We start from the raw sequence: 22,913 nt of genomic DNA, 5'->3' as shown, positions 1-22,913 counted from the left end.
GGAATCGACGGCTCGTCTATTGAGGGGCAGTTAGTCTTTCGACTCTGTCATCGCTGCGTCTCCAACCCTCGGCAACGAAAAACAGAACATCGCCCCGGCCGGCTCCACATTCTCCGCCCAGATATCCCCACGATGCCGGCCGATGATGTTCTTGCAGAGTGCCAGCCCAATCCCGTTGCCGCTGACTTTCGACGTGAAGAATCCGTCGAACAGCTTCTCCCGCGCGCCGGCATCGATGCCGCGGCCCCGGTCTTCCACGCAGAATTGCACGCGATCTCCAACCGCGCGGGTGTGGATGCGCAGCAGCCGGAGTTCGGCGGGCAGGTCGGTCATCTCTTCGATGGCATTGAACGCCAGGTTGAGGATCACCTGGCCGACCAGCACTTTTTCGCAGCTGACCGGCAGCGGCTCGCTGGCCGGGTCCACTTCCAGGCGAACGCCGACGTCCTGCGCCTTGAGGCTGATGAAGTAGCGCGTCTCTTGCAGCAATTCGTTGAGGTCGACGATCTGTTCCGCCTGCTCCAGCTTCACCACGTATTCGCGCACGCTCTTGATGATCACCGAGGCGTGTTCGATCTGCCGCACTGCGCTGTCCAGCCCCCAGCTCACCGAGGGATCGATCTCGCCCTGCTGGCCGAGGCGAATCGCGGTGCCTTCGATGAAGTTGCGTGTCGCCGCCAGTGGTTGGCTCAGTTCGTGGGCGATGGCGACGGCCATTTCGCCCATGGCGTTGTAGCGCGCGAGGTATTCCAGTTTGCGCTCGCTCTGTCGACGCGATTCCTCGGCGCGTACCTGTTCGGTCACGTCGCGGAATAGCAGTAGATGGCCGACCAGATCGTCCTCGATCTCGATGTAGCGGCAGGTCGCGTGGTGCCAGCGCCATTCGCCGTCGCGCCGCTGCAGGTGGTAATGCACGCTGTACGGCGTGCGGTCGGGCAGTTCCATCGACAGGCGCCGGGCCAGCCGATCGCGGGATTCCTCGTCGCACCAGTCGAGGAAGTTCTCGCCGAGCCGCACGTGTTCATCGCCCTCCAGCAGGCGCGCGGCGGATTCGCTGAGGAAGCGGATATCGCCCTCGGGACCGAGCACCGCGACGCCTTCGGCGAGGTCCTGCATGAAGGCGCGCAGGCGGCTTTCGGTGCGCCTCAAGTCGCGCTTGACCTGTTCCTCGCGGGAGATGTCGCGGAACTGCACCATCAGCACGTCGCGCTCGGCGAGATGCACCAGGGTGGCGACCGCTTCCGCGAGGATTTCCTCGCCCTGCTTGGAGCGATAGCACCACTCGATGGCGCGCTGGCCGGTGCGCGCCGCGCCTTCCAGCCAGCGCAGACCGACCGAGCGGCGGTACTTCGGCGCGTGCTTGGTCATGTCCGGCGCCTTCAGCGGGATCAGCTCTTCCAGGGTGAAACCCAGCACCTTCAGGGCCGCGCGATTGGCCCAGAGGATCTCCTTGGTCTGCGCATCGTGCAGGAGGATGCACAGCGGCATGGCTTCGATCAGTTGCTGGAAGTCTTTCTCGGCGGGCTGCATTTCGTGGCTCTCGCGGTGTACCTGCCCGTTATACCCGAGAGGCTGCCCGGCGACGCTCGGAATTTACCAGTGCGGGACTAGGGGATTCCCTTAGTTGCCGGGCTGCACGCCCCAATAGAGGGGCTTCGGCTGCGCTCCATACACTGGCCCCAATCGCCGCCCATTGCGGCATGGCCAAGAACAACAACGGAGATGACGCCCATGCTGAACCCAGCCGTCGCCGCGCAAGAAGCGCCGTGCGAAGCCGCCGCGGACTTCGAGCAGGTCCTCGACGAAGTGCGTCGGCGCCGCCAGGAATTCGACCTGCGCTCCCACGTACCGCGCGACATGATCGAGCGCTTCAAGCAGGTCGGCATCTATCGCTCCGCCACGCCGAAGTGCTTCGGCGGCGACGCCATGGCGCCGGCCGAATTCCTGCGCATGATCGAACGCATCTCGGAAGCCGACGGCTCCGCCGGCTGGGTCGCCAGCTTCGGCAGCGCCAGCACCTATCTCGCCGCGCTGCCGAAGGAAAGCCAGGCCGAGCTGTATGCCAAGGGCCCCGACCTGGTGTTCGCCGGCGGACTCTTCCCGATGCAACCCGCCGAGGCGGTGGAAGGTGGTTGGAAGGTCACCGGCACCTGGAAATTCGCCAGCGGCTGCAAGGGAGCCGACGTGCTCGGTGTCGGCATCGGCGCCGCCGGTCCCGGTGGGCGTCCGCGCACCGCGTTGCTGCCGGCGCACCGTGTGGAAATCATCGAGAACTGGGACGTGGTTGGCCTGAAAGGCACCGGCAGCCATGACCTGCGTCTCGATAGCGCCTTCGTCGAGGATCGCTGGACCTTCATCCGCGGCGGCGAAGCGACCATCGACGAGCCTCTCTACCGCTACCCGACCATCGCCTACGCCGCCCAGGTGCTCGCCGTGGTCAACCTCGGCCTCGGCCGCGCCGCGCTCGACGAAGTGACCCGCATGGCCTCCGGTGGCGGCATCACCGGTGCGCCGAAGCTGGCCGACCGCGCCTACGTCCGCATCGAGGTGGCGAAGGCGGAAGCCGATCTGCGCGCCGCGCGCAGCTTCTTCTACGACGCCACCGGGGAAGTCTGGAAATCCATCCTCGCCGGCAACCCGGTCACCCCGGATCAGGTCAGCCTGCTGCGCCTGGCCGCCGTGCACGTATCCCGCGCCGGCGCCGCCGCCGTGCAGCGCGCCTACGGCCTTGCCGGCACCGCAGCCATCTACCTGGGCAACCCGCTGCAGCGCTACCTGCGCGACAGCATGGTGGTCACCCAGCACGCCTTCCTCAGCGACGGCATGTACGACGGCGCCGGCGCGGTGTTCCTCGGCGTGCCACCGATTCCCGGCTACCTGTAAGCCACGAATTCACCCAGTTCAGCGATTAAGGATCGACCATGACCCAAGCCACCCAGGAACCCTTGCGCGTACTGTTCTGCATCGGCATCACGCAGAACTTCTTCGACCTGCCCACCGGCGAAGGTCTCGCCGTGTGGAAGGGCTTCAGCCAGATGATGGGCTCGCTCGGCGCGCTGCCCGGCGTCACCGTGCTCGGCGCGCTGGACGACGACCGCCTGATGGTCGGCGCCTCCACCACCTCGCCGTGGACCGTCTACATCATGGCCGACGTCGACTGCCACCAGACCGTGATCGACGCCTGCAACCTGTTCCGCACCACCCCGGTGAACGAATACAGCCTGTGGAAGTACGCCAAGGTCGAGGCACGCATCGGCCGTCCGCTGACCATTCCCGAAGCCGCGCGGACCTGAGCCATGAGCGAACTCGCGAACCTGCAACAGCGCCTGGCTGTGCTCGAAGGGGAGAGCCAGGTGCGCCGCCTGATGGCGCGCTACATGGACCTCTGCGATGTGCCGCGCAATGCTCCGGCGAGCCCTTCCCTTGAGATCACTGCCGAGCTGACTGCGCTGTTCAGCGAGGACGCCATCTGGGAAGGCATCGGCCGTGAAACCGCGCAGACCTTCGGCCATCACCAGGGCCGCGCAGCCGTGGCGGCCTTCGTCGCCGCCTACCTGCCGCCGTCGCCGCACTTCAGCCTGAACCTGCACTACCTGACCAGCGAGATGATCCGCGTGGAAGGCGAGGGCGCGCGCGGGCAGTGGATCATGCAGCAGATTTCCACCTACGCCGACGGGCGCAGCGAACTGTTCGGCACCCGCCTGGACATCGACTTCCGCTGCATCGACGGCAACTGGCTGATCAGCCATTTCCGTACCCAGCGCCTGTTCCAGCAGCCGCTGGGCGCACCCCGCGAGGTGCTTTCGGCATGAGCGTATTCGTCAGCGAATTCCAGCTTGGCGGCGACGGCCTGCGCGTCGCGGTCAAGGACACCATCGACATCGCCGGCCACCGCACCCAATGCGGCAGCCGCGCACTGGCCGACAGCGCTCCAGCAGAACGCAACGCCGACGTGGTGGATGCAGTGCTGGGCGCCGGCTGGCGCATCGTCGGCAAGACCAACCTGCACGAGCTGGCCTTCGGCGTCACCGGCATCAACGACTGGACCGGCACCCCGCAGAACCCGCAGGCGCCGGACCGCGTACCCGGCGGTTCGTCCAGCGGCTCGGCGGTGGCGGTTGCCTCCGGCCTCGCCGACATTGCCCTCGGCACCGACACCGGTGGCTCGGTGCGTGTACCGGCTGCCTGCTGCGGCATTGCCGGGCTGAAACCGACCTACGGCCGCGTCAGTCGCGTGGGCGTGCATCCGGCTGCCAGCAGCCTGGATTGCGTCGGCCCCTTCGCCGCGCGAATGGATCATCTGATCACCGCGATGCGGGTGATCTGCCCGGACTTCCGTGAAGTCGCGGCACCCGGCGCCGGCGCGCGCGTGGCGCTGCTTGAAGTGGCGGCCGAAACCAACCTGCTGTCGCGCATCGGCGTTGCCGCCGATCGTGCTGGCTGGCGGCGCGACAGCTTGCGACTGGAAGGCTTCGACGAAGCCTTCAGCGCCGGCCTGTCGGTGATCAATCACGAAAACTGGGCGGCGCTTGGCGCGCTGACCGGCAAGGGCCTGCTGGGCGCGGATGTCGAGCAGCGCCTGCTCGCCGCCAGCCGCACCGATGCCGCCGAACTCGCCGAAGCGGAGGCCGTGCGCCTGCGCTTCAGCCGGGCGGTGGATGCCGCCCTGGAAGACTACGAAGTCCTGCTGTTGCCGACTCTGCCGGGCCTGCCGCCACTGCTCAGAGAAGCACGTGGCGGCAGCAAGACCGTAGCCGGCATGACCGCCCTCGTGCGGCCCTTCAACCTCAGCGGGTACCCGGCGCTGTCGGTGCCGGTGGAACTGGAATGTGGCGGGCTGAAGATCGGCCTGCAGATCGTTGGCCGGAAGGGCCACGACGAACTTGTCTGCGCCTTCGGCGCGCAACTGGAACAAGCGCTGGCCGCCGAGCGACCAGCCAACAAGAAAACGGCCTGAGGAGAACCGCATGAGCCTGATCGCCAAAACCGGCGGCCTCGACGAACTGGTCCGGAACGACCGCGTCGATGTCTCGCTGTACAACGACCCCGCGCTGTTCGAGGTCGAGCTGGAGAAGATTTTCTACCGCACCTGGGTGTGGGTCGCCCACGAGAGCGAAGTGCGCAATCCCGGTGACTTCAAGACCGCCACCATCGGCCGTCGGCCGGTGATCGTGGTGCGCGACAAGAAGAACAACATCAACGTGCTGGAGAACCGCTGCCGGCACCGTGGCGCCACCGTGTGCGAGAAGCACAAGGGCAACGCCACCGGCTTCACCTGCCCGTACCACAGCTGGTCGTATGGCCTCGACGGCAAGCTGCGCGCACTGCCGTATCCGGACGGCTACGAGGACATCCTCGACAAGTCCGAGCTGCCACTGACCAGCCTGCGCGTCGGCAGCTACGCCGGCATGATCTTCGCCACCTACAACGCCGAAGCCGAGCCGCTGGAAGACTTCCTAGGCGGCGCGAAGCACTGGATGGACCTGTTCATGAAGCAGGGCGCCGGCTACCCGATCAAGACCCAGGGCGAACACAAGTTCACCTTCAAGGGCAACTGGAAGATCCAGCTGGAAAACACCACCGACGGCTACCACTTCCCGATCGTCCACAAGTCGTGGATGAGCTCGGTGGATGAAGAGACCTCGGAAATGCTCTCGTTCATGACCGACGAGAAGGCGGTGACCCACGCGCTCGGCAACGGCCACAGCGTGATGGTGATGGTCCCCGAGCACGTCGATCTGGATGAGGACGACGGCACCGAGCAGCTGCAGGAACGCTTCGCCCACGTCACCGAGGAACTGTCGAAGACCATGGAGCCTGCACAGGTCCGCCGCATCGTGCGTTCGCTGCACGGCGCCGGCTTCAACCTCAACCTGTTCCCCAACGTCGCCATGTCGATGTCGTTCTTCCGCGTGCTGCGCCCGATCTCGGTGACCGAGACGGAAATCCGCCATGTCGCCCTCGGCATGGACGGCGGCCCGGAGATCGCCAACCGCGAGCGCCTGCGTATCCACGAACACTTCCAGGGTCCGTTCGGCTTCGGCAGCCCGGACGACGCCGAAGCCTGGGATCGCGTGCAGCGCGGCTCCTACGCCGGCCCCGACGCACCGATCCTGGTCAACCGCGGCCTCAACCGCGAAGTGATCGCGGAAAACGGCGACAAGGTATCCCACGCCACCGACGAAGGCGGCATGCGCGAGGCCTACGACATGTGGAAAAGGATGATGAGCCAATGAGCACTCTCGACACCCTGAACGGCCTGTCCGGCCCGCTGGCCCAGGCCATCGAATTCATCTGGCGCGAAGCCGAACTGCTGGACCGCAAGGACTACGCCGGGTGGTCCGCGCTGTGGAGCGAGGAGGGCATCTACGTGGTGCCGATCGATCCGGACACCACCGACTTCGCCGCCAGCCTCAACTACGCGTACGACGACGCGCGCATGCGTGCCCTGCGCATCGAGCGCCTGAGCGCCGGCTATTCGCCGTCGGCGGTGGATGCGGCGAAGACCGTGCGCAGCGTGTCGCGCTTCCGCCTGGTGGAAGCCGCCGGCGACGTGGTGGAAGTGAACTCCGCGCAGATCCTCTATGCCTACAAGCGCGGCGTGCATACCCCGTTCGTGGCTGACCTGACCCACCGCATCCGCTTCAGCAACGGCGTCGGCCGCCTGGAGCAGAAGGTGGTGCGCCTGATCAACTCCACCGATGCGCTCGGCGCACTCGGTTTCCTGCTCTAAGGAGGCTGCCATGTCCCGAGTCGCACTGGTTACTGGCGCCTCCCGCGGTCTGGGCGAATGCATCGCCCGCCGCCTGCACGCCGCCGGCTATCGCGTGGCGCTGGCCGATGTACGGCTGGACGCCGTGCAGCACAACGCCGACCTGCTCGATCCGTCCGGTGAAACGGCCATGGCCATCGAGCTGGACGTGCGCGAGAAGGCCGACTTCGAACGCGCCCGCGACCTGCTCGTGGAGCGCTGGGGGGGCGCGGACATCCTGGTCAACAACGCCGGGGTGTCGAAGGTCGCGCCGCTGATGGAGATCACCCCGGAAGAGTTCGACGCGTCGATGGCCGTCAACCTGCGCGGCACCTTCGTCGCCTCCCAGGTGTTCGGCGCGCACTTCGCCGAGCGTGGCTTCGGCCGCATCGTCAACATCGCCTCGCTGGCCGGACAGAACGGCGGCACCGCCACCGGCGCGCACTACGCGGCAGCCAAGGGCGGCGTAGCGACCCTGACCAAGGTGTTCGCCCGCGAACTGGCAGGGCGTGGCGTGACCGTCAACAGCATCTCGCCCGGTCCGCTGGACCTGCCGGTGGTACGCGAGACCGTGGCGCCGGAGCGTCTGGAGCAGATCCTGCAGATGATCCCGGCCGGCACCCTCGGCTCGCCCGAGTACATCGCCGACAGCGTGCTGCTGCTGGTGGCCGAGCATGCGGCGTCGGTGACCGGGGCGTGCTGGGACATCAATGGCGGACTGTTCATGCGCTAACGGCGGAATGGCGGATGGCGCTGGCGCGCCATTCGTCCTACGACGATCTTTTCCGCCACACCGTACAACCCCCTCTCCCTCCGGGAGAGGGCTGGGGTGAGGGGCTCTTCGCTCGCACCCATGCCTATGCAGGTAAAACCATGATGAAGGTAAGAATCGAAAGGATCGTCGACGAAGCGCTGGATGTCCGCTCCTTCCGCCTCGTGCGCAGTGACGGCCAGCCGTTCGACGCCTACGAGCCGGGCGCCCACGTCGACGTGACCGGCCCCACCGGCGTAACCCGCCAGTATTCCCTGTGCAGCCCGCCGGACGACGGCGCCGCCTACCTGGTGGCGGTGAAGAAGGAAGCCGGCTCGCGCGGCGGCTCCAGCGCCCTGCACGAGCAGGTCAGCGAAGGCATGGAACTGGAGATGGGCGCGCCGCGCAACCTGTTCCGCATCGCCCCGGAAGCGCGCGAGCACATGCTGTTCGCCGCCGGCATCGGCGTCACGCCGCTGCTGAGCATGGCCTATCGGCTGAACGCCGTTGGCCATCCGTACCGCCTGCACTATTTCGCTCGTTCCGCCGAACATGCCGCGTTCGCCGAGCTGCTGGCTGGCGAGGTGTTCGCCGGCAAGGTGGAGTTTCACTACGGCGTGGAGCCGGGCGATCTCGACGCCGAACTGTCGGCCTGCCTGGAGCGTGCCGGCGGCGAGGCGCACGTCTACACCTGCGGCCCGGCGCCGTTCATGAACAAGGTGGTGGAAGTCGCCTCGCGCACGCGCCCGGCGGACAACGTCCACCTCGAGCATTTCCAGGCCGATCCGACGGCTCAGAGCGGGCCTAGCGGCAGCTTCGAAGTGGAGCTGGCCAGCTCCGGCGTGGTGCTGCACGTACCGGCGGAATCCAGCCTGGTCGACGTGCTGCAGGCACACGGCTGCGACATCGACACCGAATGCCGCGAGGGCATCTGCGGGACGTGCATCGTCGAGGTGATCGACGGCGAGCCGGACCATCGCGACAACTGCCTGTCGAACAAGGAGAAGGCTTCCAACAAGCAGATCTGCGCCTGCGTCTCGCGGGCGAAGAGTGCGCGGTTGGTGCTGGATCTGTAGCGCAGACGTAGGGCGGACAACGCGAAGCTTGTCCACCTTCTGCTCCAATGGACTGGTGGAAAAGGCTTCGCCGTTTTCCACCCTACGAACTGCTTCCCCTCACCCTAACCCTCTCCCGGAGGGAGAGGGGACCGTTCGGTGCGAGGCTGGACACTGTGCCAACCGGCAACTCCGAATGACCCCCTCTCCCTTCGGGAGAGAGCGGGGGTGAGGGCGTCCGCCACGCGATTGTTGATCGTTATTGCGTGGCAATAACGTAGGGTGGGTGAAACCCGCCTTCAGGGACTGGTGGCGGGTTTCACCCGCCCTACACCCGTCCCGCCTGCTTCGGCGGCGCTTCCTTCCCGCCCAGGTCGAGCACTTCGCGCACCAGCATGGCGATGCTCGACACGCCCATCTTTTCCTTGATCTTGGTGCGGTGCACATCGACCGTCTTGACGCTGATGTTCAGCTCGCGGGCGATCACCTTGCTCGCCTTGCCGTCGACCACCATGCCGAGCACTTCACGCTCGCGGCTGGTGAGCAGGTCGAGCTTGCTCTGCAGCTGCTGGCGCTGCGTGGCGCCGGCGTGCACCTGTACGGCGTCCTTCAGTGCGGCCTGGATGCGATCGAGCATCTGCTGCGGGTTGTAGGGCTTCTCGACGAAATCGATGGCGCCATTCTTCATCGCCTTCACCGACATCGGGATATCGCCGTGGGCCGAGACGAAGATGGTCGGCAGGGTGATGTCGCGCTGGTTGAGGATTTCCTGCAGCTGGAAACCGCTGGTTTCCGGCATGCGCACGTCCAGCACCAGGCAGGCGGGTAGTTTGGGGTCGTAATTGGCGAGGAATTCTTCGGCGCCGGCAAAGCACAGCGCCTGGATGCTGACCGACTCGAGCAACCAGGCCAGCGAGGTGCGCAGGTCCTTGTCGTCGTCGACGATGTATACAACGGGTTTACGGATTTCCATCAGGGCTGCCGCGAAATTTTCTAATAATTGTTTTCGCACCGAAGCGCGCAAGGCATGGCCGCGCAGCGAGGCGCGGCCTGTCTTGCAGGATACCCACTGCGATCCGCCGTGACGATAAAGAAACCACCTAGATGACTAGCGGCCTTCTACCCCCGGCATGGTGTTCGTCTGAATACATCCGTCTTGTCTCGGCGCTTACTCTCGTTCCATCAGCTACGGACCGCTTTGCCTGCGGTCCCACGACAGGAAGGGCGCCGAGATGGTCAACCTGAGCCAGACGCAAATCGATTTCCGCAACGCCATGGCGCAACTGCCGGCGGCGGTGAACATCATCACCAGCAACGGCCCCGGCGGGCGTTGCGGCATCACCGCCAGTGCGGTGTGCTCGGTCACCGACTCGCCGCCGACCGTGCTGGTCTGCATCAACCGTAACAGCGCCAGCCATGATGTGTTCCGTGAGAACGGCTACCTGTGTGTCAACGTGCTGCGCGGCGAGCAGGAAGAGCTGGCGAAGCACTTCGCCGGAATGACTCGCGTGCCGATGGAAGAGCGCTTCGCCTGGGATCTGTGGGATAGCGCCTGCACCGACGCACCGGTAATGCGCGATGCGCTGGTGACCCTGGCGGGTCGGATCAGCGAGTGCAAGGAAGTCGGCTCGCATTCGGTAATGTTCGTCGAACTGGAGCATGTCGCCGTGCGCGAGCAGGGCGACAGCCTGGTGTATTTCAACCGGCTGTTCCATCGGGTGGATCGGGTTGCGGCGGTAGGCTGAGGGGATGGACCGGCACCGTAGATACCATCTCTCCAATCAGTTGCAACCAGCTATTTAGGTTGGTTGCGGCTGATAGTGGGTCTGCGTCTTGAGCACACCGTAGGCAATCTGCAACAGCTTGCGCATGGCGGCGCCCAGGGCGCTTTTCTTGGCTTTTCCTCGGGCCAGCAGGCGCTGATACAGCGCCCGTACCGTCGGGTTGTAGCGTTTGGCGACGATCGCGCCCATGTACAGCTTGGCCCGCAGCCGGGGCTGCCCCGTCTTGGTCAGATGCGCCCGGCCCTTCACCGAACTGCCGGACTCCCAGGGTCTCGGGACTAGCCCTGCAAAGGCGGCACATTGTCGGGCGCTCGCAAAGTCGCGGCTGTGCAGCATCGCTAGCAGGTGGCGTGAAAGCACTTCGCCGATCCCCTGGATGCTTTGCAGGAGCTCGCGATCGCGCTTGAGGCCGTCATGTCGATCGATGTGATCGTCGATGTCCTGCCTGAGGCGCTCGGCTTCCTGGCGCAAGGCGCTGAGCATCGTGTCGATGGAGGCCAGGACACTGATGCTGCTGCCGGTGATTTCCGCCTTTTCGCGGCGATTGGCTTCGCGCTGGAGATCCTCTTGCAGCGCCTCGTAGCGCGCGATCATCGCCTTCAGTTCGCGGATCTCACGTCGCTCCGGCTGCCAGCGACGAACCTGTTGGCTGGCGCCATAACGCGCCAACACCAGGCTGTCCCGCTTGTCGGTCTTACCGCGTACCCCCAGGCTGCGCGCGTAATCGCGGACGTGGGCCGGGTTCAGGACGAAGACCTGCACCCCACGGTCGTGCAGGTAATACGCCAGGGCCTCGTGATAGACCCCGGTCGCCTCGAGGAACACTTTCAACTGCCCAGCCGTCTCTCCGGTCTGGGCGCAGCACCAGTCGATCAAGGCCGCAAAGCCGCTCGGCTGGTTGGCGAATACCTTGGTTTTGATCTTCAGACTCTCCGGGTCTCGCAACCACAGACAGTCCAGCTTCTGCTTACTGACGTCGATACCGATTACGGTCATCTCTCGATCCTTGCCTTGTTCATGCAGCCTCACTCCCGTGGAGGGGCTTGGATACCATTCAGGATTAGGAGAAAGAGAGCCGGGGGCACAATCTACAACGCAGAGTCGAACTCTCAGGTTGGCGCGGTGCTCACCCGGCTCCGGGCAAGGAGGTAGCTAATCCCATTGCCCTGGAGAGATACAAGGTTGGTGCTGAGCTTGCGAAGCCCAACATCCGGCAATGTTGGGCTTCACTGCGTTCAGCGCCAACCTACGGAGCAGCCCAGCCTGCGGCCAATCACACCCTGAACTGCCAAATCAACTGCCGCTGGTAATCTGCCATCTCGTTCAACTGATGGCTCACCTGCGCCGACTGTTCCGCCTGCCCGGACAGCGACTGGGTCACGTCGCGAATCGCTTCGATATTGCGGTTGATCTCCTCGGAAACGCTGCTCTGTCCCTCCGCCGCACTGGCGATCTGCAGGTTCATCTCGGTGATCAGGTTGACCGCCCCGGCGATGCGCTGCAGCGCTTCCACCGCCTGTTGCACCTGGCTGACGTTGGCCTGCGCTTGCGCATGGCTGCCGTGCATCGCCTGGGTCACTTCGCGGGTGCCGCTCTGCAGGTTGTCGATGACCTGGCGGATTTCCTCCACCGAGCTCTGCGTGCGCCGCGCCAGGCTGCGCACTTCGTCGGCGACCACGGCGAAACCTCGACCCTGTTCGCCGGCACGGGCGGCTTCGATGGCGGCGTTGAGGGCGAGCAGGTTGGTCTGTTCGGCGATAGCGCGGATCACTTCCAGCACCTGGCCAATCTGTTCGCTGCGCTCGGCTAGGTTCCGCACCTGCTGCATCGCCTCGCTCATGCCTGCGGCGAGGTCGCCGATGCCGTTGGTGGCGCGCCCGATCACGTACGGGAACGGGGCGGCGCCTTGCAGCGACCGCCCCGTGGGGTAATGCGCAACCGTGGTCAGAACATGAAGGCAAAGACCAACTGGCTGTACAGGTTGCGGTCGTCGTTGCCGAGTTGGGTGCCGCCTTGCTCGGCGCTCTTGTCCGGCTGGTAGATGCCGATCACCGGCATGACCAACAGGTTCTCGGTGACGCCCCATTCGGCGTACAGGTCGAGTTCCTTGCCGTCGGTGTTGCCGAGGTCCTTGTCCAGGGTGTTGAAGTCGAACCAGAGCACGCCGAGGCTGAGGTTCTCCAGCGGCGAGACCTTGAAGGCGAGGTGGTGGACAGCGGTGTTGCTGTTGAACGGACCGGCGTAGTTGCCGGCCACCTCACCCTGGAACCAGGTGCCATAGCCACGGCTGAGGCCGTAGAACAGGGTGTCGTAGTTCTCCGAGAAGCGGCTGTAGCGGTAGCTCACACTGGGCGTCCAGATCGCGTCCTTGAAGGTCCAGCCGGCTTCCAGGTACCAGGCCTTCTCATCGGATGAAGAGCCGTCGTCGACATCCTTCTTGTCCTGCCAGACGTACTCGCCGGAGAGGAACAGGTTTTCCACGCCGGCATTGCCCTGCGCGCGCAGGCTGTAGGTCTTCATGTCCTTGCGGTCGAGCTGGATCGGCGAGGCGAATTCCTCGTCGACATCGGTGACGTCGATGTAGGTCAGGCCGACGGTGCCGGCTTCCGCCACGTGTTCCAGGGTGCCGACGTAGAGTTCGGACCTGGCCTGGGCGCGGTTGTCCGACTTCAGCCACATCAGGTCGCTGCGCCAGCCTTCCTTGCCACCGAGACGCAGCACGGCGGTTTCGTCGAAGTTCTTGCGCGCCGCCAGGTAGTAGGCGCCGCCACGGTTGAACTCGCCATCGGCGACGCCGGTGCCGAGGTTCAGGGAGTCGCCGTTTATCAGGAAGCCGTCGCCGACCATGATGTTCTGCCGGCCGAAGGAAACGTCCACACCGTCTTCACCGAGGGCCGAGAAGAGATTGCCGGAACGCCAGCCGAGGGAGGCGTCCTCGATCTTGGTAGTGCGCTCGGAGCCGTCGCTGAAACCGGCGGCATCGCCATCGCCCCAGGTGCCGGAGCTGAGGAAGCCGAACGCGCCGTAAGTAGTACCCGCACCGCCGAGGCCCTGGTCGAAGCTCAGGCCGTATTTGATGTAGCCCTCGCGCCAGGACGAGGAGCCCTCGCTCAGGGTTCCGCTGGGGATGTAGTTCTCCTGGCTGTGGAAGATGCCGAAGACTGCCTCGATATTGGCGTTCAGGTGGGCGTCGTCATCGGCGTAGAGCTCGTAGGCTCCAGCGTTACTGGCGGCGATCAGCAATGCGAGGGTGGAGAGGCGAAGCAGGGGCGACTTGCTCATGGTTGGGCATCCGTTCTTGTTAGCTGTTTCGTGCCTCGATACTAAGACGAGGCTTTTCGCCAGCACTTGTGCGTGGTTGCCAAGCCGTTGCGTGTGCGTGCCAGATGCGGGGCGGGACTTTGCCGTGGACGAGATGGTGCGATCGCAGGTTGGTTCCGAGCGCAGCGAAGCCCAGCATCCGCGCGAAAAAAAGCCCGCCGGAAGGCGGGCTGCAAGAGCGACCAAAGGAATCAGGGTTGGCTGATGCCATCGTCGATGGCGATGCCCTTCGCGCGCATCTGGGCGATCAGTCCGGCTCGCGTTTGCGGCAGGTTGAGCATGGCGTCCTTGCGGATAGCCGCGACCTCCTGCTCGGTATACGGCTGGTAGTTCGCCGGCATGCTCTTACCGGCCATGCCGTCCTCACGCATGATCCAGTTGATCAGGTCGGCCAGTTGCGCGTCGTTCAGCGCCGACTGTGACATGCCCGGCACCCGCACGAGGAACTGGCGGCCGCCGTCGACCTTGAGGAAGTTGCCGACGAAGCCCTTCATCCGTGGTGTGTCGTTGGCGGCCGAGCCTTCGCCGTCGCCCAGGTGGCAGCCAGCGCACTGCAGCTGGTAGTTCACCGCAGTGCTGTAGCCGGCCTGGTCGATGGGCGTCTGCGCCGCCTCGTTGCCCGGCGCGTGTTTCTGGTTCGGGTTGGGGATGGCGCGGGCATGGGCCAGGGGAGCTGCCATGGCGCATGCCAGTCCGGCGATGATCAGGAAACGCATGGCAGCCTCCGCTCGCTTACACCGCGACGCCGCGAATGATCGAGACGGTGCAGTGGTAGATGTGCGACTTGGCGGCCAGGCACCAGTTCACGTCGTTGTTGTTGAACGGACGGTAGGCCGGTTCCTCGCTGTCGTTGCGGGTGCAGGCGCACTGGTTGCAGCTGTGCTTACCGCAGCAGTCGTTGTAGGAAATGATGTAGTCCTTGCCGTCCGCCGGGTTACGGCAGGTGCCGATCCAGGTCACCTGGGAGGCCTCGGTGCCGGGCGGGCAGGAGGTCACGCTGCCGCCGCAGCAACTGCAGAGGAAGCCGTCGACCGAGCAGTAGCGCCAGTAGTCGCAGCTGTTCGGATCGCCCGGGTCGCCGGCTTTCGGGGCTTCGGCGGCGAGCGCCTTGCCGGTGCGGTCGATTGGCAGCAGCACCGGCAGCGCGGCGCCGGCGACCATCAGGGAGCCGAGGCGGGCGAGCAGCTTGCGCCGTGACGTGGTATCGGCGACGCGGCGGGCCGAGCGCTCGAACAGGAGGTCTAGCAGTTTCATGGTGGGCTCCCTTCTCAGTGCGAGTGCGTATGCGGGTGGGCGTGCGAGGTGGCGTGCAGGTATTGCTGCAGCGTGGCGCTGCCCAGGTGCTCGGCTTCGAACAGGCTGTCCAGGTGCTCGCGGGAGTTGACCAGGCCCTTGGAACGCAGGATGCCGTTCTGGTCGATCAGCGCCGCGTAGGGCAGCTTGCCGATCTGGTAGGTCATGCCGACTTCCGGGCCGACCACATACTGCGCGTCTTCCAGCTTGTGTTCGCGGATCAGCGCCTGCTGGGCGTCCATGTCGCCGTCGCTGACGTAGATCACTTCGAGGCGGTTGGCCTGCTCCTTCGCGATGGATTTGATCGCCGGCAGCAGGGATTTGCAGATCGGGCAGGTCGGCGAGAGGAAGAACAGCAGTTGGGCTTTCTCGCCGGCGTAGCCGAAGTTCACCGGACGGCCGTTACGGTCGGCGGCGGTCACTTTCGGCGCGGGTTCGTTGACCGCGACGCCCTTGTCGACCATCAGCGCACCGGCCGGAGCCAGGCGGGAATGCAGGACACCGATCTGGCGCACCAGACCCATGACGGCGAAGGCCAGGGCGATCAGCAGCGCCCAGAGCAGGATGTTGGAGACGATCAAGGCTTCCATATTTCACCTTCCAATGAGTTTGAGCAGACGGGGGCCGTTGGCCAGCAGGCCCTCGGCGGCGGCATGGATGAACAGTGCGGTGGCGCTGGCGGCGATGACCACGAAGCCGTCGAACAGGCCGAGGTCGCGCGCTTGCGGGGCCACGCTGGCGAGCAGCGCCAGGGCGACCAGCACGCCGTTGCGTGCCAGCAGCACCGGGCGCAGCGGTTGCGCCTGATCGGGGCCGGAGCAGCCGCAATCGATATCGCTGCGGCCGCGCCACAGGTTGAAACCGATGGCCGCCGCATACAGCGCCAGCAGCGTTGCTGCGAACAGTGCCGCGAGCGGCCGGCTGGCCGGCACCAGCAGAGCCAGGGCGATGCCCAGTTCGGCCAGCGGCAGCATGCGGGCGACCGGCTTGAGCAGCGCGTTCGGCAGCAACTGGTAATCCTCCAGCTGGTTGCGGAAACGTGCCGGCGCGCGCAGCTTGTGGGTCGCGGCGCTGGCCAGCACCACCGCGATGGCGAGGGCGCTGGCTATGACGTAGATGGGATCGATGTGCATGAACTCACCTCGCTCAGTGACTCATGATCTGAGTCGCGGTCTTGTGCAGTTTGTCCATGGTGCCGGTGTGCTGGCCGCTCTTCAGGTCGAAGATTTCCATGCCTCCCTCGACGTTGATCCCCAGCAGCAGCGGGTTGGCATCGCTGGTGGCCTGCAGGCTCCAGATCGGTGCCCCCGGTGCTTGCAGGGTGCCGACCTTCTTCTGCGTCTTCAGATCGAAGGCCCAGATGGTCGGGCTCGGGTCTTCCCACTTCATTGGCTCGTGGGCGTCATGCATCAGCACGTACAGGCGATTGAGCTTCGGCGCGACGGCCATCAGCTGCCAGCCGCCCGGCCCCCAGCCGGCCTTCTGTTCCTCGTCGGTGAGCAGCGACCAGGTCGGCAGGAATTTCGGCTCCTTGCCGGAGAGGTCGACCGGATGCACGGTGCCGGTGGTGGTGACGAAGTAGTAGGTATCGCCGACGTTCACCGCGCGCTCGACCATCTTCTCCTTGTTCGGCTCGAAGAATTTGCTCTGGCTGCGCGAGGCTTCCTTGCCGTCCTCGCCCAGGCGCACCACCTGGATGGCGCCATCGCCGCACAGCGAGGCGAAGGCGCGCTTGCCCACCGGATAGTTGAGCACGCAGCCGGGGATGGCGATTTCGCCGGCGACGGACTTGCTCTGGGTGTCGACCACGGTGACCGAGGTGGACGGGGTGAAGTTGTAGACGTAGACGAAGCGGTCGTCGGCGCTGGTGCCGAGGCCGAAGCGCTGGGTCAGCGACTCGGCGCGCTTGGACGGAATCACCACTTCCCAGTCCGGCGACAGGGTCGAGGTGTTCCATGCGGTCAGCACGTCGGTGCGGGTGCCACGGGTGCCGCGCGAGTAGAACAGGTCGGCGCTGTACAGCAGCTTGCCGTCACGGCTCAGGGTCGAGGGCGCGGCGAAGCCGGTGCTGACCATGCCGAGGAACTTCTTCTGGTCCGGATCGACGACCACCACGCGGCCGGCGACGAAGCTGTCGAACTCCACATCGACCATGTAGGCGCGGTGCGGGCTGGGCGGGAACGGCAGGGTGGTCTGGCCGATGCCGGTGTCCGCCGGCAGCTCGGCGAAGGCACCGTGCATTCCGGCGAGCGACACGCCTGCGGCCAGCGTTGTCTGGGCAAGGAACCGGGTTATTCGCATTAGAGGGTCTCCCTGGATTTATTGGACTGGCGAAGCGCGGAATTGGGGCAGGGTTGCAGTCCAAGTCTGCCAGCGGGTCGGGAGGGGGGAATTGTTCTGTCTGCCAATCGGTTGTGTGGTTGTGCCAGCGGGCCGGGGAGAGGGCGGAGGGGCTGGGGACCGATTCGGATTCGGCGGGGAACTACCCCTTTCCCTTGGGAGCGGGGCAGGGGGAGACCGATTCCTCCCCCCAGGACAGAAAACGATCAGGCCGTCAGCGGCCGCACCGAAACCCTTTCATGCTGCTCGTCGAAGCCAAGGAAGGTGGTGAACCCGGCCACCGGCTCGCGCTCGGTCTCCAGGGCGTTCTCCGGCGCGCTGCGATCCTCGTGGCCGAGGGCGATGCCGCAGACCAGGATGTCGTTTTCCGCCATCGGCACGTGCTCGCGCACCACCTTGTGATACCAGGCGAACGCCGCCTGCGGGCAGGTGTGCAGGCCCTGGCCGCGGGCGGCGAGCATGATGTTCTGGATGAACATGCCGACATCCATGTAGCTGCCGATGTTGAGCCGGCGGTCGAGGCTGATCAGCAGGCCGACCGGCGCGTCGAAGAACTGGAAGTTGCGCAGGTGCTGGCGTTCGCGTGCCGCCAGGTCCTCGCGGGAGATGCCGAGGGTGTCGTAGAGGTCGAAGCCGATGGTGCGGCGGCGGCTCAGGTAGGGTTCGAACCAGTCGTCCGGGTAGTAGCGGTACTCGGCGTCGTGTTCCCCGGCCTGCTCCTTCGCGGCTTTCTGGATGTCGTCGCAAAGCGCCTGCTTGGCGCTGCCGGTCAGCACATGCACGTGCCACGGCTGCACATTGCTGCCGCTGGGGGCTCGCGCAGCCACCTCCAGGATGTGTTCGACCACCTGCTGCGGAATGTCGTGGGGCAGGAAGCGACGGACAGACTTGCGGGAGCGGATAGCGGCATCGATATGCATAAGCGATTCTCCGAAGATGGCTGGGCGATCGTTCCAGAATGGGTGGCGGAATTTTTATGTATAGACGACATTCCAGCGAAGCTGGCAAGTATTGTCGACACCCGGTCGGCAGGGCGTCTGGCGCGGGCTGCGTGACCGGTCATCCGGAGATTGTGCAATTTTTGATCAGGCTGCTAAGGTGAAATTGAGGGGCCGGTAAAGCCCCCATTAACCGCCTTATTACGGCTAAATGAATGCCTACGCGGGCCTTTTCCACGGTCGCGTAGGCATTTTTTATTGCGCCATTTCCTGCCGTTTTCCCTCCTGTTTCCGCCACCCGGTTTGCGCCTGCGCCGGGAATCTGCTTTGGTCCCTGTGTCAGGGACGATCCTGTCGCGTGCCCTGAACAGCCCTGTCAGCAGGAACATTCAGCGATGCAGAACCCTTCACCGCGTCTTGCCGGCTGCCTGGCGCTGTGCGGCGTGGCGGCTGCCGTACCGGCCGACGAGCGGCAGGAGCTGGACCCGATGGTGGTCACCGGCAGCTACAGCCTGAGCCGCAGCTTCGACCAGCCCGCCGCGGTGGACAGCGTCGACCGCCGGCAGATCGCCGAGGGGCAATTGCGCATCAACGCCTCCGAAGCCCTGTCGCGGGTGCCTGGACTGGTGGTGCAGAACCGCCAGAACTATGCCCAGGATCTGCAGATATCCTCGCGCGGCTTCGGCGCGCGGGCTGCATTCGGCGTACGCGGGATCAAGCTGCTGATGGACGGCATTCCGGCCAGCACACCGGACGGCCAGGGCCAGGCGGCGACCTTCAACCTCGACGTGGCCGAGCGCTTCGAAGTGCTGCGCGGACCGGCCGCGACGCTCTACGGCAGCAACAGCGGCGGGGTGATCCAGATGTTCTCCCGCGACGGAGAGGGGCCGCCACGGATCGGGGCGGAGACTGTCTTCGGCAGCGACGACCTGAAGAGGAACCATCTCTACGCGGAAGGTGGCAACGCTGTTGGCAACGCCGGATTCGTCCTCGACGCCTCGCGCCTGGATACCGACGGCTATCGCGACCACAGCGCCGCCCGCCGCGACCAGACTTTCGCCAAACTCAACCTGAAGCCCGACGACGACAGCCGGCTGGCGCTGATCTTCAGCAGCCTGGAACAGGACGACACGGAAGACCCGCTCGGCCAGACCTGGGAAGGCTTCGACGACGATCCGCGCTCGGTGACGGCCAACGCGGTGCTGTTCGACACCCGCAAGAGCATCGACCACCAGCAGGCCGGCCTGAACTACGAGCGCCGGTTCGGCGACGCCACCCTGCAAGTCAATGCGTATGCCGGTCAGCGCAGCGTGCTGCAGTTTCTTGCCATCCCGCGCACGGCGGTCGCCAACCGCCTGGGCAGCGGTGGGGTGGTGGATTTCGACCGCGACTTTCATGGCAGCACCTTGCGCTGGCTGCAGCCAGTGTCGGGCGTTCCGGGAGAGTTGAGCCTGGCGTTCGGCATCGATTACGACTGGAGCCGGGACGATCGCCGTGGTTTCCAGAACTTCAGCGGCGATCGGCTCGGCGTGAAGGGCGAACTTCGCCGCGACGAGCTGGATACTGCAACCAGTCTCGATCCCTACGTGCAGGCCAACTGGATGCTCGGCGACTGGACGCTGCTGGCGGGCCTGCGCCACAGCAACATGGAGATGGAAGTGGATGACCACTTCCTGGTCAACGGCGACTCCAGCGGCTCCAGACGTTTCGAGAAGAACGTGCCGTCGCTGGGCGTGCTCTATGCCTTCACCCCCAGCCTGCACGGCTATATCAGCGCGGCCAGGGGCTTCGAGACGCCGACCCAGGCGGAGATGGCCTATGCGCCGGGGCTGGTGGAGAACTTCAACTTCGACCTGCAGGCGGCGACCAGCAGCCAGTACGAAGCGGGACTCAAGGCGCTGATCGGCCGGTGGGCGCGGGTGAATGCGGCGCTGTTCGAGATCCGCAGCGACGACGAGATCGTCGTGGCCGAAGCCACCGGCGGCCGCACCAGCTTCCAGAATGCCGGACGCACCCTGCGGCGTGGCTTCGAACTGGGCATCGAGGCGGAGTTCGACGAGCGCTGGTCGGCGAGCCTGGCCTATACGCGGCTGTCGGCCACCTACGATTCGAGCTTCGAATCCGGCGGCGAAATCATCGACAAGGGCAACCACCTGCCGGGCATCCCGGCCAGTACGCTGTTCGGCGAACTGGTCTGGCGACCGCTGCAGGGCATCGCCATGGGTTGGGAAGGGCAGTACCGCAGCAAGGTCTACGTCGACGACAGCAACGAGGCGAAGCCCGCACCGAGCTACGCGGTATTCAACTGGCGCACCCAGTTCGAACAGGTGTCCGGGCCGTGGACGTTTCGGCAGTTGATCCGCGTGGACAACCTGTTCGACCGCCAGTACGTCGGCTCGGTGATCGTCGGCGACAGTAACGGCCGCTTCTACGAGGCGGCGCCGGGACGCTCCTGGTATGCGGGCGCGACGGTGGAATACGACTTTTAAGTAGATACCATCTCTCCAATCAGTTGCAACCAGCTGTTTAGGTTGGTTGCGGCTGATAGTGGGTCTGCGTCTTGAGCACACCGTAGGCAATCTGCAACAGCTTGCGCATGGCGGCGCCCAGGGCGCTTTTCTTGGCTTTTCCTCGGGCCAGCAGGCGCTGGTACAGCGCCCGCACCGTCGGGTTGTAGCGTTTGGCGACGATCGCGCCCATGTACAGCTTGGCCCGCAGCCGGGGCTGCCCCGTCTTGGTCAGATGCGCCCGACCCTTCACCGAACTGCCGGACTCCCAGGGTCTCGGGACTAGCCCTGCAAAGGCGGCACATTGTCGGGCGCTCGCAAAGTCGCGGCTGTGCAACATCGCTAGCAGGTGGCGTGAAAGCACCTCGCCGATCCCCTGGATGCTTTGCAGGAGTTCGCGATCGCGCTTGAGGCTGTCATGTCGATCGATGTGATCGTCGATGTCCTGCCTGAGGCGCTCGGCTTCCTGGCGCAAGGCGCTGAGCATCGTGTCGATGGAGGCCAGGACACTGATGCTGCTGCCGGTGATTTCCGCCTTCTCACGGCGATTGGCTTCGCGCTGGAGGTCCTCTTGCAGCGCCTCGTAGCGCGCGATCAGCGCCTTCAGTTCGCGGATCTCACGTCGCTCCGGCTGCCAGCGACGAACCTGCTGGCTGGCGCCATAACGCGCCAGCACCAGGCTGTCCTGCTTGTCGGTCTTACCGCGTACCCCCAGGCTGCGCGCGTAATCGCGGACGTGGGCCGGGTTCAGGACGAAGACCTGCACCCCACGGTCGTGCAGGTAATACGCCAGGGCCTCGTGATAGACCCCGGTCGCCTCGAGGAACACTTTCAACTGCCCAGCCGTCTCTCCGGTCTGGGCGCAGCACCAGTCGATCAAGGCCGCAAAGCCGCTCGGCTGGTTAGCGAATACCTTGGTTTTGATCTTCAGACTCTCCGGGTCTCGCAACCACAGACAGTCCAGCTTCTGCTTACTGACGTCGATACCGATTACGGTCATCTCTCGATCCTTGCCTTGTTCATGCAGCCTCACTCCCGTGGAGGGGCTTGGATACCATTCAGGATTAGGAGAAAGAGAGCCGGGGGCACAATCTACAACGCAGAGTCGAACTCTCAGGTTGGCGCGGTGCTCACCCGGCTCCGGGCAAGGAGGTAGCTAATCTCATTGCCCTGGAGAGATACAAGGTTGGCGCTGAGCGCAGCGAAGCCCAACGATGCCACGGCTCGGCAGATGTTGGGCTTCGCTGCGCTCAGCGCCAACCTACGGTAGTCAGTTCAACCTGCGGCTGTTGCGCTGTCGTTTGCGCGCGATGATCACGATGCCGATGCATACGGCAGCGACGACGCACCAGTAGAAGATCGATATGTATTCAGGCCGCAGCGGCTGCAGGATTCGGAAGTCGATCTTCTGGCTGTTGGCGGCCTCAATGGCAAGGTTGGCGAATTCCGCGAGCTGCCTCTGCCCAAGGCACAGGGCGTTGTAGTTGCCGGCACAGAACACCAGATAGCCGATGAGGATGACGACGACTTCCAGCATCGATTTCGTCGCCTTCTCGCTGCCGATGCTGAAACCGAGCACGGCCAGGGTGCAGGTGCCGAAGTAGCTCCAGAGCTTGTCCACCTGGGTGTACTGGGTTTGGTAGAGCTCCAGGGCGTCCTTCAGGCTGAGCATCTCGTTCATGTGGCCATTCCCCGTGCCGATGCTGACGTAGGTTGGGCTGAGCCTGCGAAGCCCAACGATGTGATGGGTTGCTGAAGAAGTGTAGGTGGGGATGCGGGGGAATCCTTTTTGCAGGATGGGTTGAGCTTGCGATACCCATCAATTGGGCCAAGGCCGACACTCATGGGTATCGCTGTGCTCAACCCATCCTACGTTGCACAGGTATCCGTCGAACCGTAGTAGCAACTGTCTTGCAGCCGATGCCGGGGGTGTCCTTGTAGGAGCCAGCTTGCTGGCGATCAATGGTGTCAACTGGCAACTCGGTGCCAGGTGAAATTCCGGATCGCCAGCAAGCTGGCTCCTACAGTTTCCTCCGCGCGCCGCGGCTGACCGTAGGAGATTCTATGTCAATGGGGCTTCGCCTCCTGGGGGTGATAAGCCGTCTGCGTCTGCATCAGGGCAAAGGCTATCCGGGCTAATTTGCGGGCCAAAATGGTCAGGGCCTCGGTCTTC

At 65.0% G+C, this 22,913-nt stretch carries 22 protein-coding genes and 1 pseudogene; 10 read left to right on the top strand and 13 right to left on the bottom strand.

The window, feature by feature from the left end; all coding sequences use genetic code 11:
• Positions 1-30: 30 nt before the first annotated feature.
• On the bottom strand, positions 31-1,530 hold the full coding sequence (locus JFY56_RS05640) for a PAS domain S-box protein (protein WP_208312554.1): 1,500 nt from the start codon (positions 1,528-1,530) through the stop codon (positions 31-33).
• Positions 1,531-1,731: 201 nt separating this feature from the next.
• On the opposite strand from JFY56_RS05640, the gene JFY56_RS05635 reads away from it, so the two are divergent.
• The 8 genes from JFY56_RS05635 (at position 1,732) to JFY56_RS05600 (ending at position 8,578) form a co-directional block, all read left to right on the top strand.
• Positions 1,732-2,883: an acyl-CoA dehydrogenase family protein gene (locus tag JFY56_RS05635; RefSeq protein ID WP_208312553.1), complete on the top strand. Its 1,152-nt coding sequence runs from the start codon at positions 1,732-1,734 to the stop codon at positions 2,881-2,883.
• 38 nt (positions 2,884-2,921) lie between these two features.
• Positions 2,922-3,293 carry a hypothetical protein gene (locus tag JFY56_RS05630; RefSeq protein ID WP_207887365.1) on the top strand — a complete coding sequence of 124 codons (372 nt, stop codon included), beginning with the start codon at positions 2,922-2,924 and terminating at the stop codon, positions 3,291-3,293.
• Between the two features lie 3 nt (positions 3,294-3,296).
• A complete protein-coding gene (locus JFY56_RS05625; RefSeq protein ID WP_208312552.1) occupies positions 3,297-3,812 on the top strand; it encodes a nuclear transport factor 2 family protein in 516 nt (171 codons plus the stop codon).
• Complete coding sequence (locus JFY56_RS05620) at positions 3,809-4,957, top strand: amidase (RefSeq protein ID WP_208312551.1); 1,149 nt, start codon at positions 3,809-3,811, stop codon at positions 4,955-4,957. Before JFY56_RS05625 ends, JFY56_RS05620 begins: the two co-directional genes overlap by 4 nt.
• A gap of 10 nt (positions 4,958-4,967) precedes the next feature.
• The gene (locus JFY56_RS05615) at positions 4,968-6,236 is read left to right on the top strand and encodes an aromatic ring-hydroxylating oxygenase subunit alpha (protein WP_208312550.1); all 1,269 of its coding nucleotides are present in this window, start codon (positions 4,968-4,970) and stop codon (positions 6,234-6,236) included.
• Positions 6,233-6,733 carry an aromatic-ring-hydroxylating dioxygenase subunit beta gene (locus tag JFY56_RS05610; protein WP_208312549.1) on the top strand — a complete coding sequence of 167 codons (501 nt, stop codon included), beginning with the start codon at positions 6,233-6,235 and terminating at the stop codon, positions 6,731-6,733. The genes JFY56_RS05615 and JFY56_RS05610 overlap by 4 nt, the downstream gene beginning before the upstream one ends.
• A gap of 10 nt (positions 6,734-6,743) precedes the next feature.
• Entirely contained in the window at positions 6,744-7,484 is a 741-nt protein-coding gene (locus JFY56_RS05605; protein ID WP_208312548.1) for an SDR family NAD(P)-dependent oxidoreductase, read from the top strand.
• A 140-nt stretch (positions 7,485-7,624) separates the two neighbouring features.
• The gene (locus tag JFY56_RS05600; protein ID WP_208312547.1) at positions 7,625-8,578 is read left to right on the top strand and encodes a PDR/VanB family oxidoreductase; all 954 of its coding nucleotides are present in this window, start codon (positions 7,625-7,627) and stop codon (positions 8,576-8,578) included.
• Positions 8,579-8,885: 307 nt separating this feature from the next.
• Here the strand turns inward: JFY56_RS05600 and JFY56_RS05595 are convergent, their stop codons facing one another.
• The gene (locus JFY56_RS05595; protein ID WP_208312546.1) at positions 8,886-9,530 is read right to left on the bottom strand and encodes a response regulator transcription factor; all 645 of its coding nucleotides are present in this window, start codon (positions 9,528-9,530) and stop codon (positions 8,886-8,888) included.
• 259 nt (positions 9,531-9,789) lie between these two features.
• Between JFY56_RS05595 and hpaC the strand changes: the two genes are divergently transcribed.
• Positions 9,790-10,302 carry a 4-hydroxyphenylacetate 3-monooxygenase, reductase component gene (gene hpaC, locus JFY56_RS05590; RefSeq protein ID WP_208312545.1) on the top strand — a complete coding sequence of 171 codons (513 nt, stop codon included), beginning with the start codon at positions 9,790-9,792 and terminating at the stop codon, positions 10,300-10,302.
• A 54-nt stretch (positions 10,303-10,356) separates the two neighbouring features.
• Here the strand turns inward: hpaC and JFY56_RS05585 are convergent, their stop codons facing one another.
• The 9 genes and pseudogenes from JFY56_RS05585 to JFY56_RS05545 all read right to left on the bottom strand — a co-directional run bounded on the left by JFY56_RS05585 (position 10,357) and on the right by JFY56_RS05545 (position 18,215).
• Positions 10,357-11,337, bottom strand: coding sequence for an IS110 family RNA-guided transposase (locus JFY56_RS05585; protein ID WP_208312544.1), 981 nt, complete (start codon positions 11,335-11,337; stop codon positions 10,357-10,359).
• 277 nt (positions 11,338-11,614) lie between these two features.
• Positions 11,615-12,139: pseudogene (locus tag JFY56_RS05580) on the bottom strand (methyl-accepting chemotaxis protein); the annotation flags it as partial.
• Between the two features lie 146 nt (positions 12,140-12,285).
• On the bottom strand, positions 12,286-13,623 hold the full coding sequence (locus JFY56_RS05575; RefSeq protein ID WP_208312543.1) for an alginate export family protein: 1,338 nt from the start codon (positions 13,621-13,623) through the stop codon (positions 12,286-12,288).
• Between the two features lie 230 nt (positions 13,624-13,853).
• A complete protein-coding gene (locus JFY56_RS05570) occupies positions 13,854-14,378 on the bottom strand; it encodes a cytochrome c family protein (RefSeq protein WP_208312542.1) in 525 nt (174 codons plus the stop codon).
• Positions 14,379-14,394: 16 nt separating this feature from the next.
• A complete protein-coding gene (locus JFY56_RS05565) occupies positions 14,395-14,916 on the bottom strand; it encodes a methylamine dehydrogenase light chain (RefSeq protein WP_208312541.1) in 522 nt (173 codons plus the stop codon).
• Between the two features lie 14 nt (positions 14,917-14,930).
• Positions 14,931-15,545, bottom strand: coding sequence for a methylamine dehydrogenase accessory protein MauD (gene mauD / locus JFY56_RS05560; protein ID WP_208312540.1), 615 nt, complete (start codon positions 15,543-15,545; stop codon positions 14,931-14,933).
• Positions 15,546-15,548: 3 nt separating this feature from the next.
• Positions 15,549-16,088: a MauE/DoxX family redox-associated membrane protein gene (locus JFY56_RS05555; protein WP_208312539.1), complete on the bottom strand. Its 540-nt coding sequence runs from the start codon at positions 16,086-16,088 to the stop codon at positions 15,549-15,551.
• A 13-nt stretch (positions 16,089-16,101) separates the two neighbouring features.
• Positions 16,102-17,256, bottom strand: coding sequence for an amine dehydrogenase large subunit (locus JFY56_RS05550; RefSeq protein WP_208312538.1), 1,155 nt, complete (start codon positions 17,254-17,256; stop codon positions 16,102-16,104).
• Between the two features lie 245 nt (positions 17,257-17,501).
• Positions 17,502-18,215, bottom strand: coding sequence for a nitroreductase (locus JFY56_RS05545; protein WP_208312537.1), 714 nt, complete (start codon positions 18,213-18,215; stop codon positions 17,502-17,504).
• Positions 18,216-18,628: 413 nt separating this feature from the next.
• Between JFY56_RS05545 and JFY56_RS05540 the strand changes: the two genes are divergently transcribed.
• Entirely contained in the window at positions 18,629-20,722 is a 2,094-nt protein-coding gene (locus JFY56_RS05540) for a TonB-dependent receptor family protein (RefSeq protein WP_208312536.1), read from the top strand.
• A 37-nt stretch (positions 20,723-20,759) separates the two neighbouring features.
• Here the strand turns inward: JFY56_RS05540 and JFY56_RS05535 are convergent, their stop codons facing one another.
• Both JFY56_RS05535 and JFY56_RS05530 read right to left on the bottom strand, forming a co-directional pair.
• Complete coding sequence (locus JFY56_RS05535; protein ID WP_208312535.1) at positions 20,760-21,740, bottom strand: IS110 family RNA-guided transposase; 981 nt, start codon at positions 21,738-21,740, stop codon at positions 20,760-20,762.
• Positions 21,741-22,010: 270 nt separating this feature from the next.
• The gene (locus JFY56_RS05530; RefSeq protein ID WP_208312534.1) at positions 22,011-22,421 is read right to left on the bottom strand and encodes a hypothetical protein; all 411 of its coding nucleotides are present in this window, start codon (positions 22,419-22,421) and stop codon (positions 22,011-22,013) included.
• Positions 22,422-22,913: the final 492 nt, after the last annotated feature.

Source organism: Pseudomonas schmalbachii, assembly GCF_017589465.1.
GTDB lineage: Bacteria > Pseudomonadota > Gammaproteobacteria > Pseudomonadales > Pseudomonadaceae > Pseudomonas > Pseudomonas schmalbachii.
This window is presented reverse-complemented; position numbering and strand designations above follow the sequence as displayed.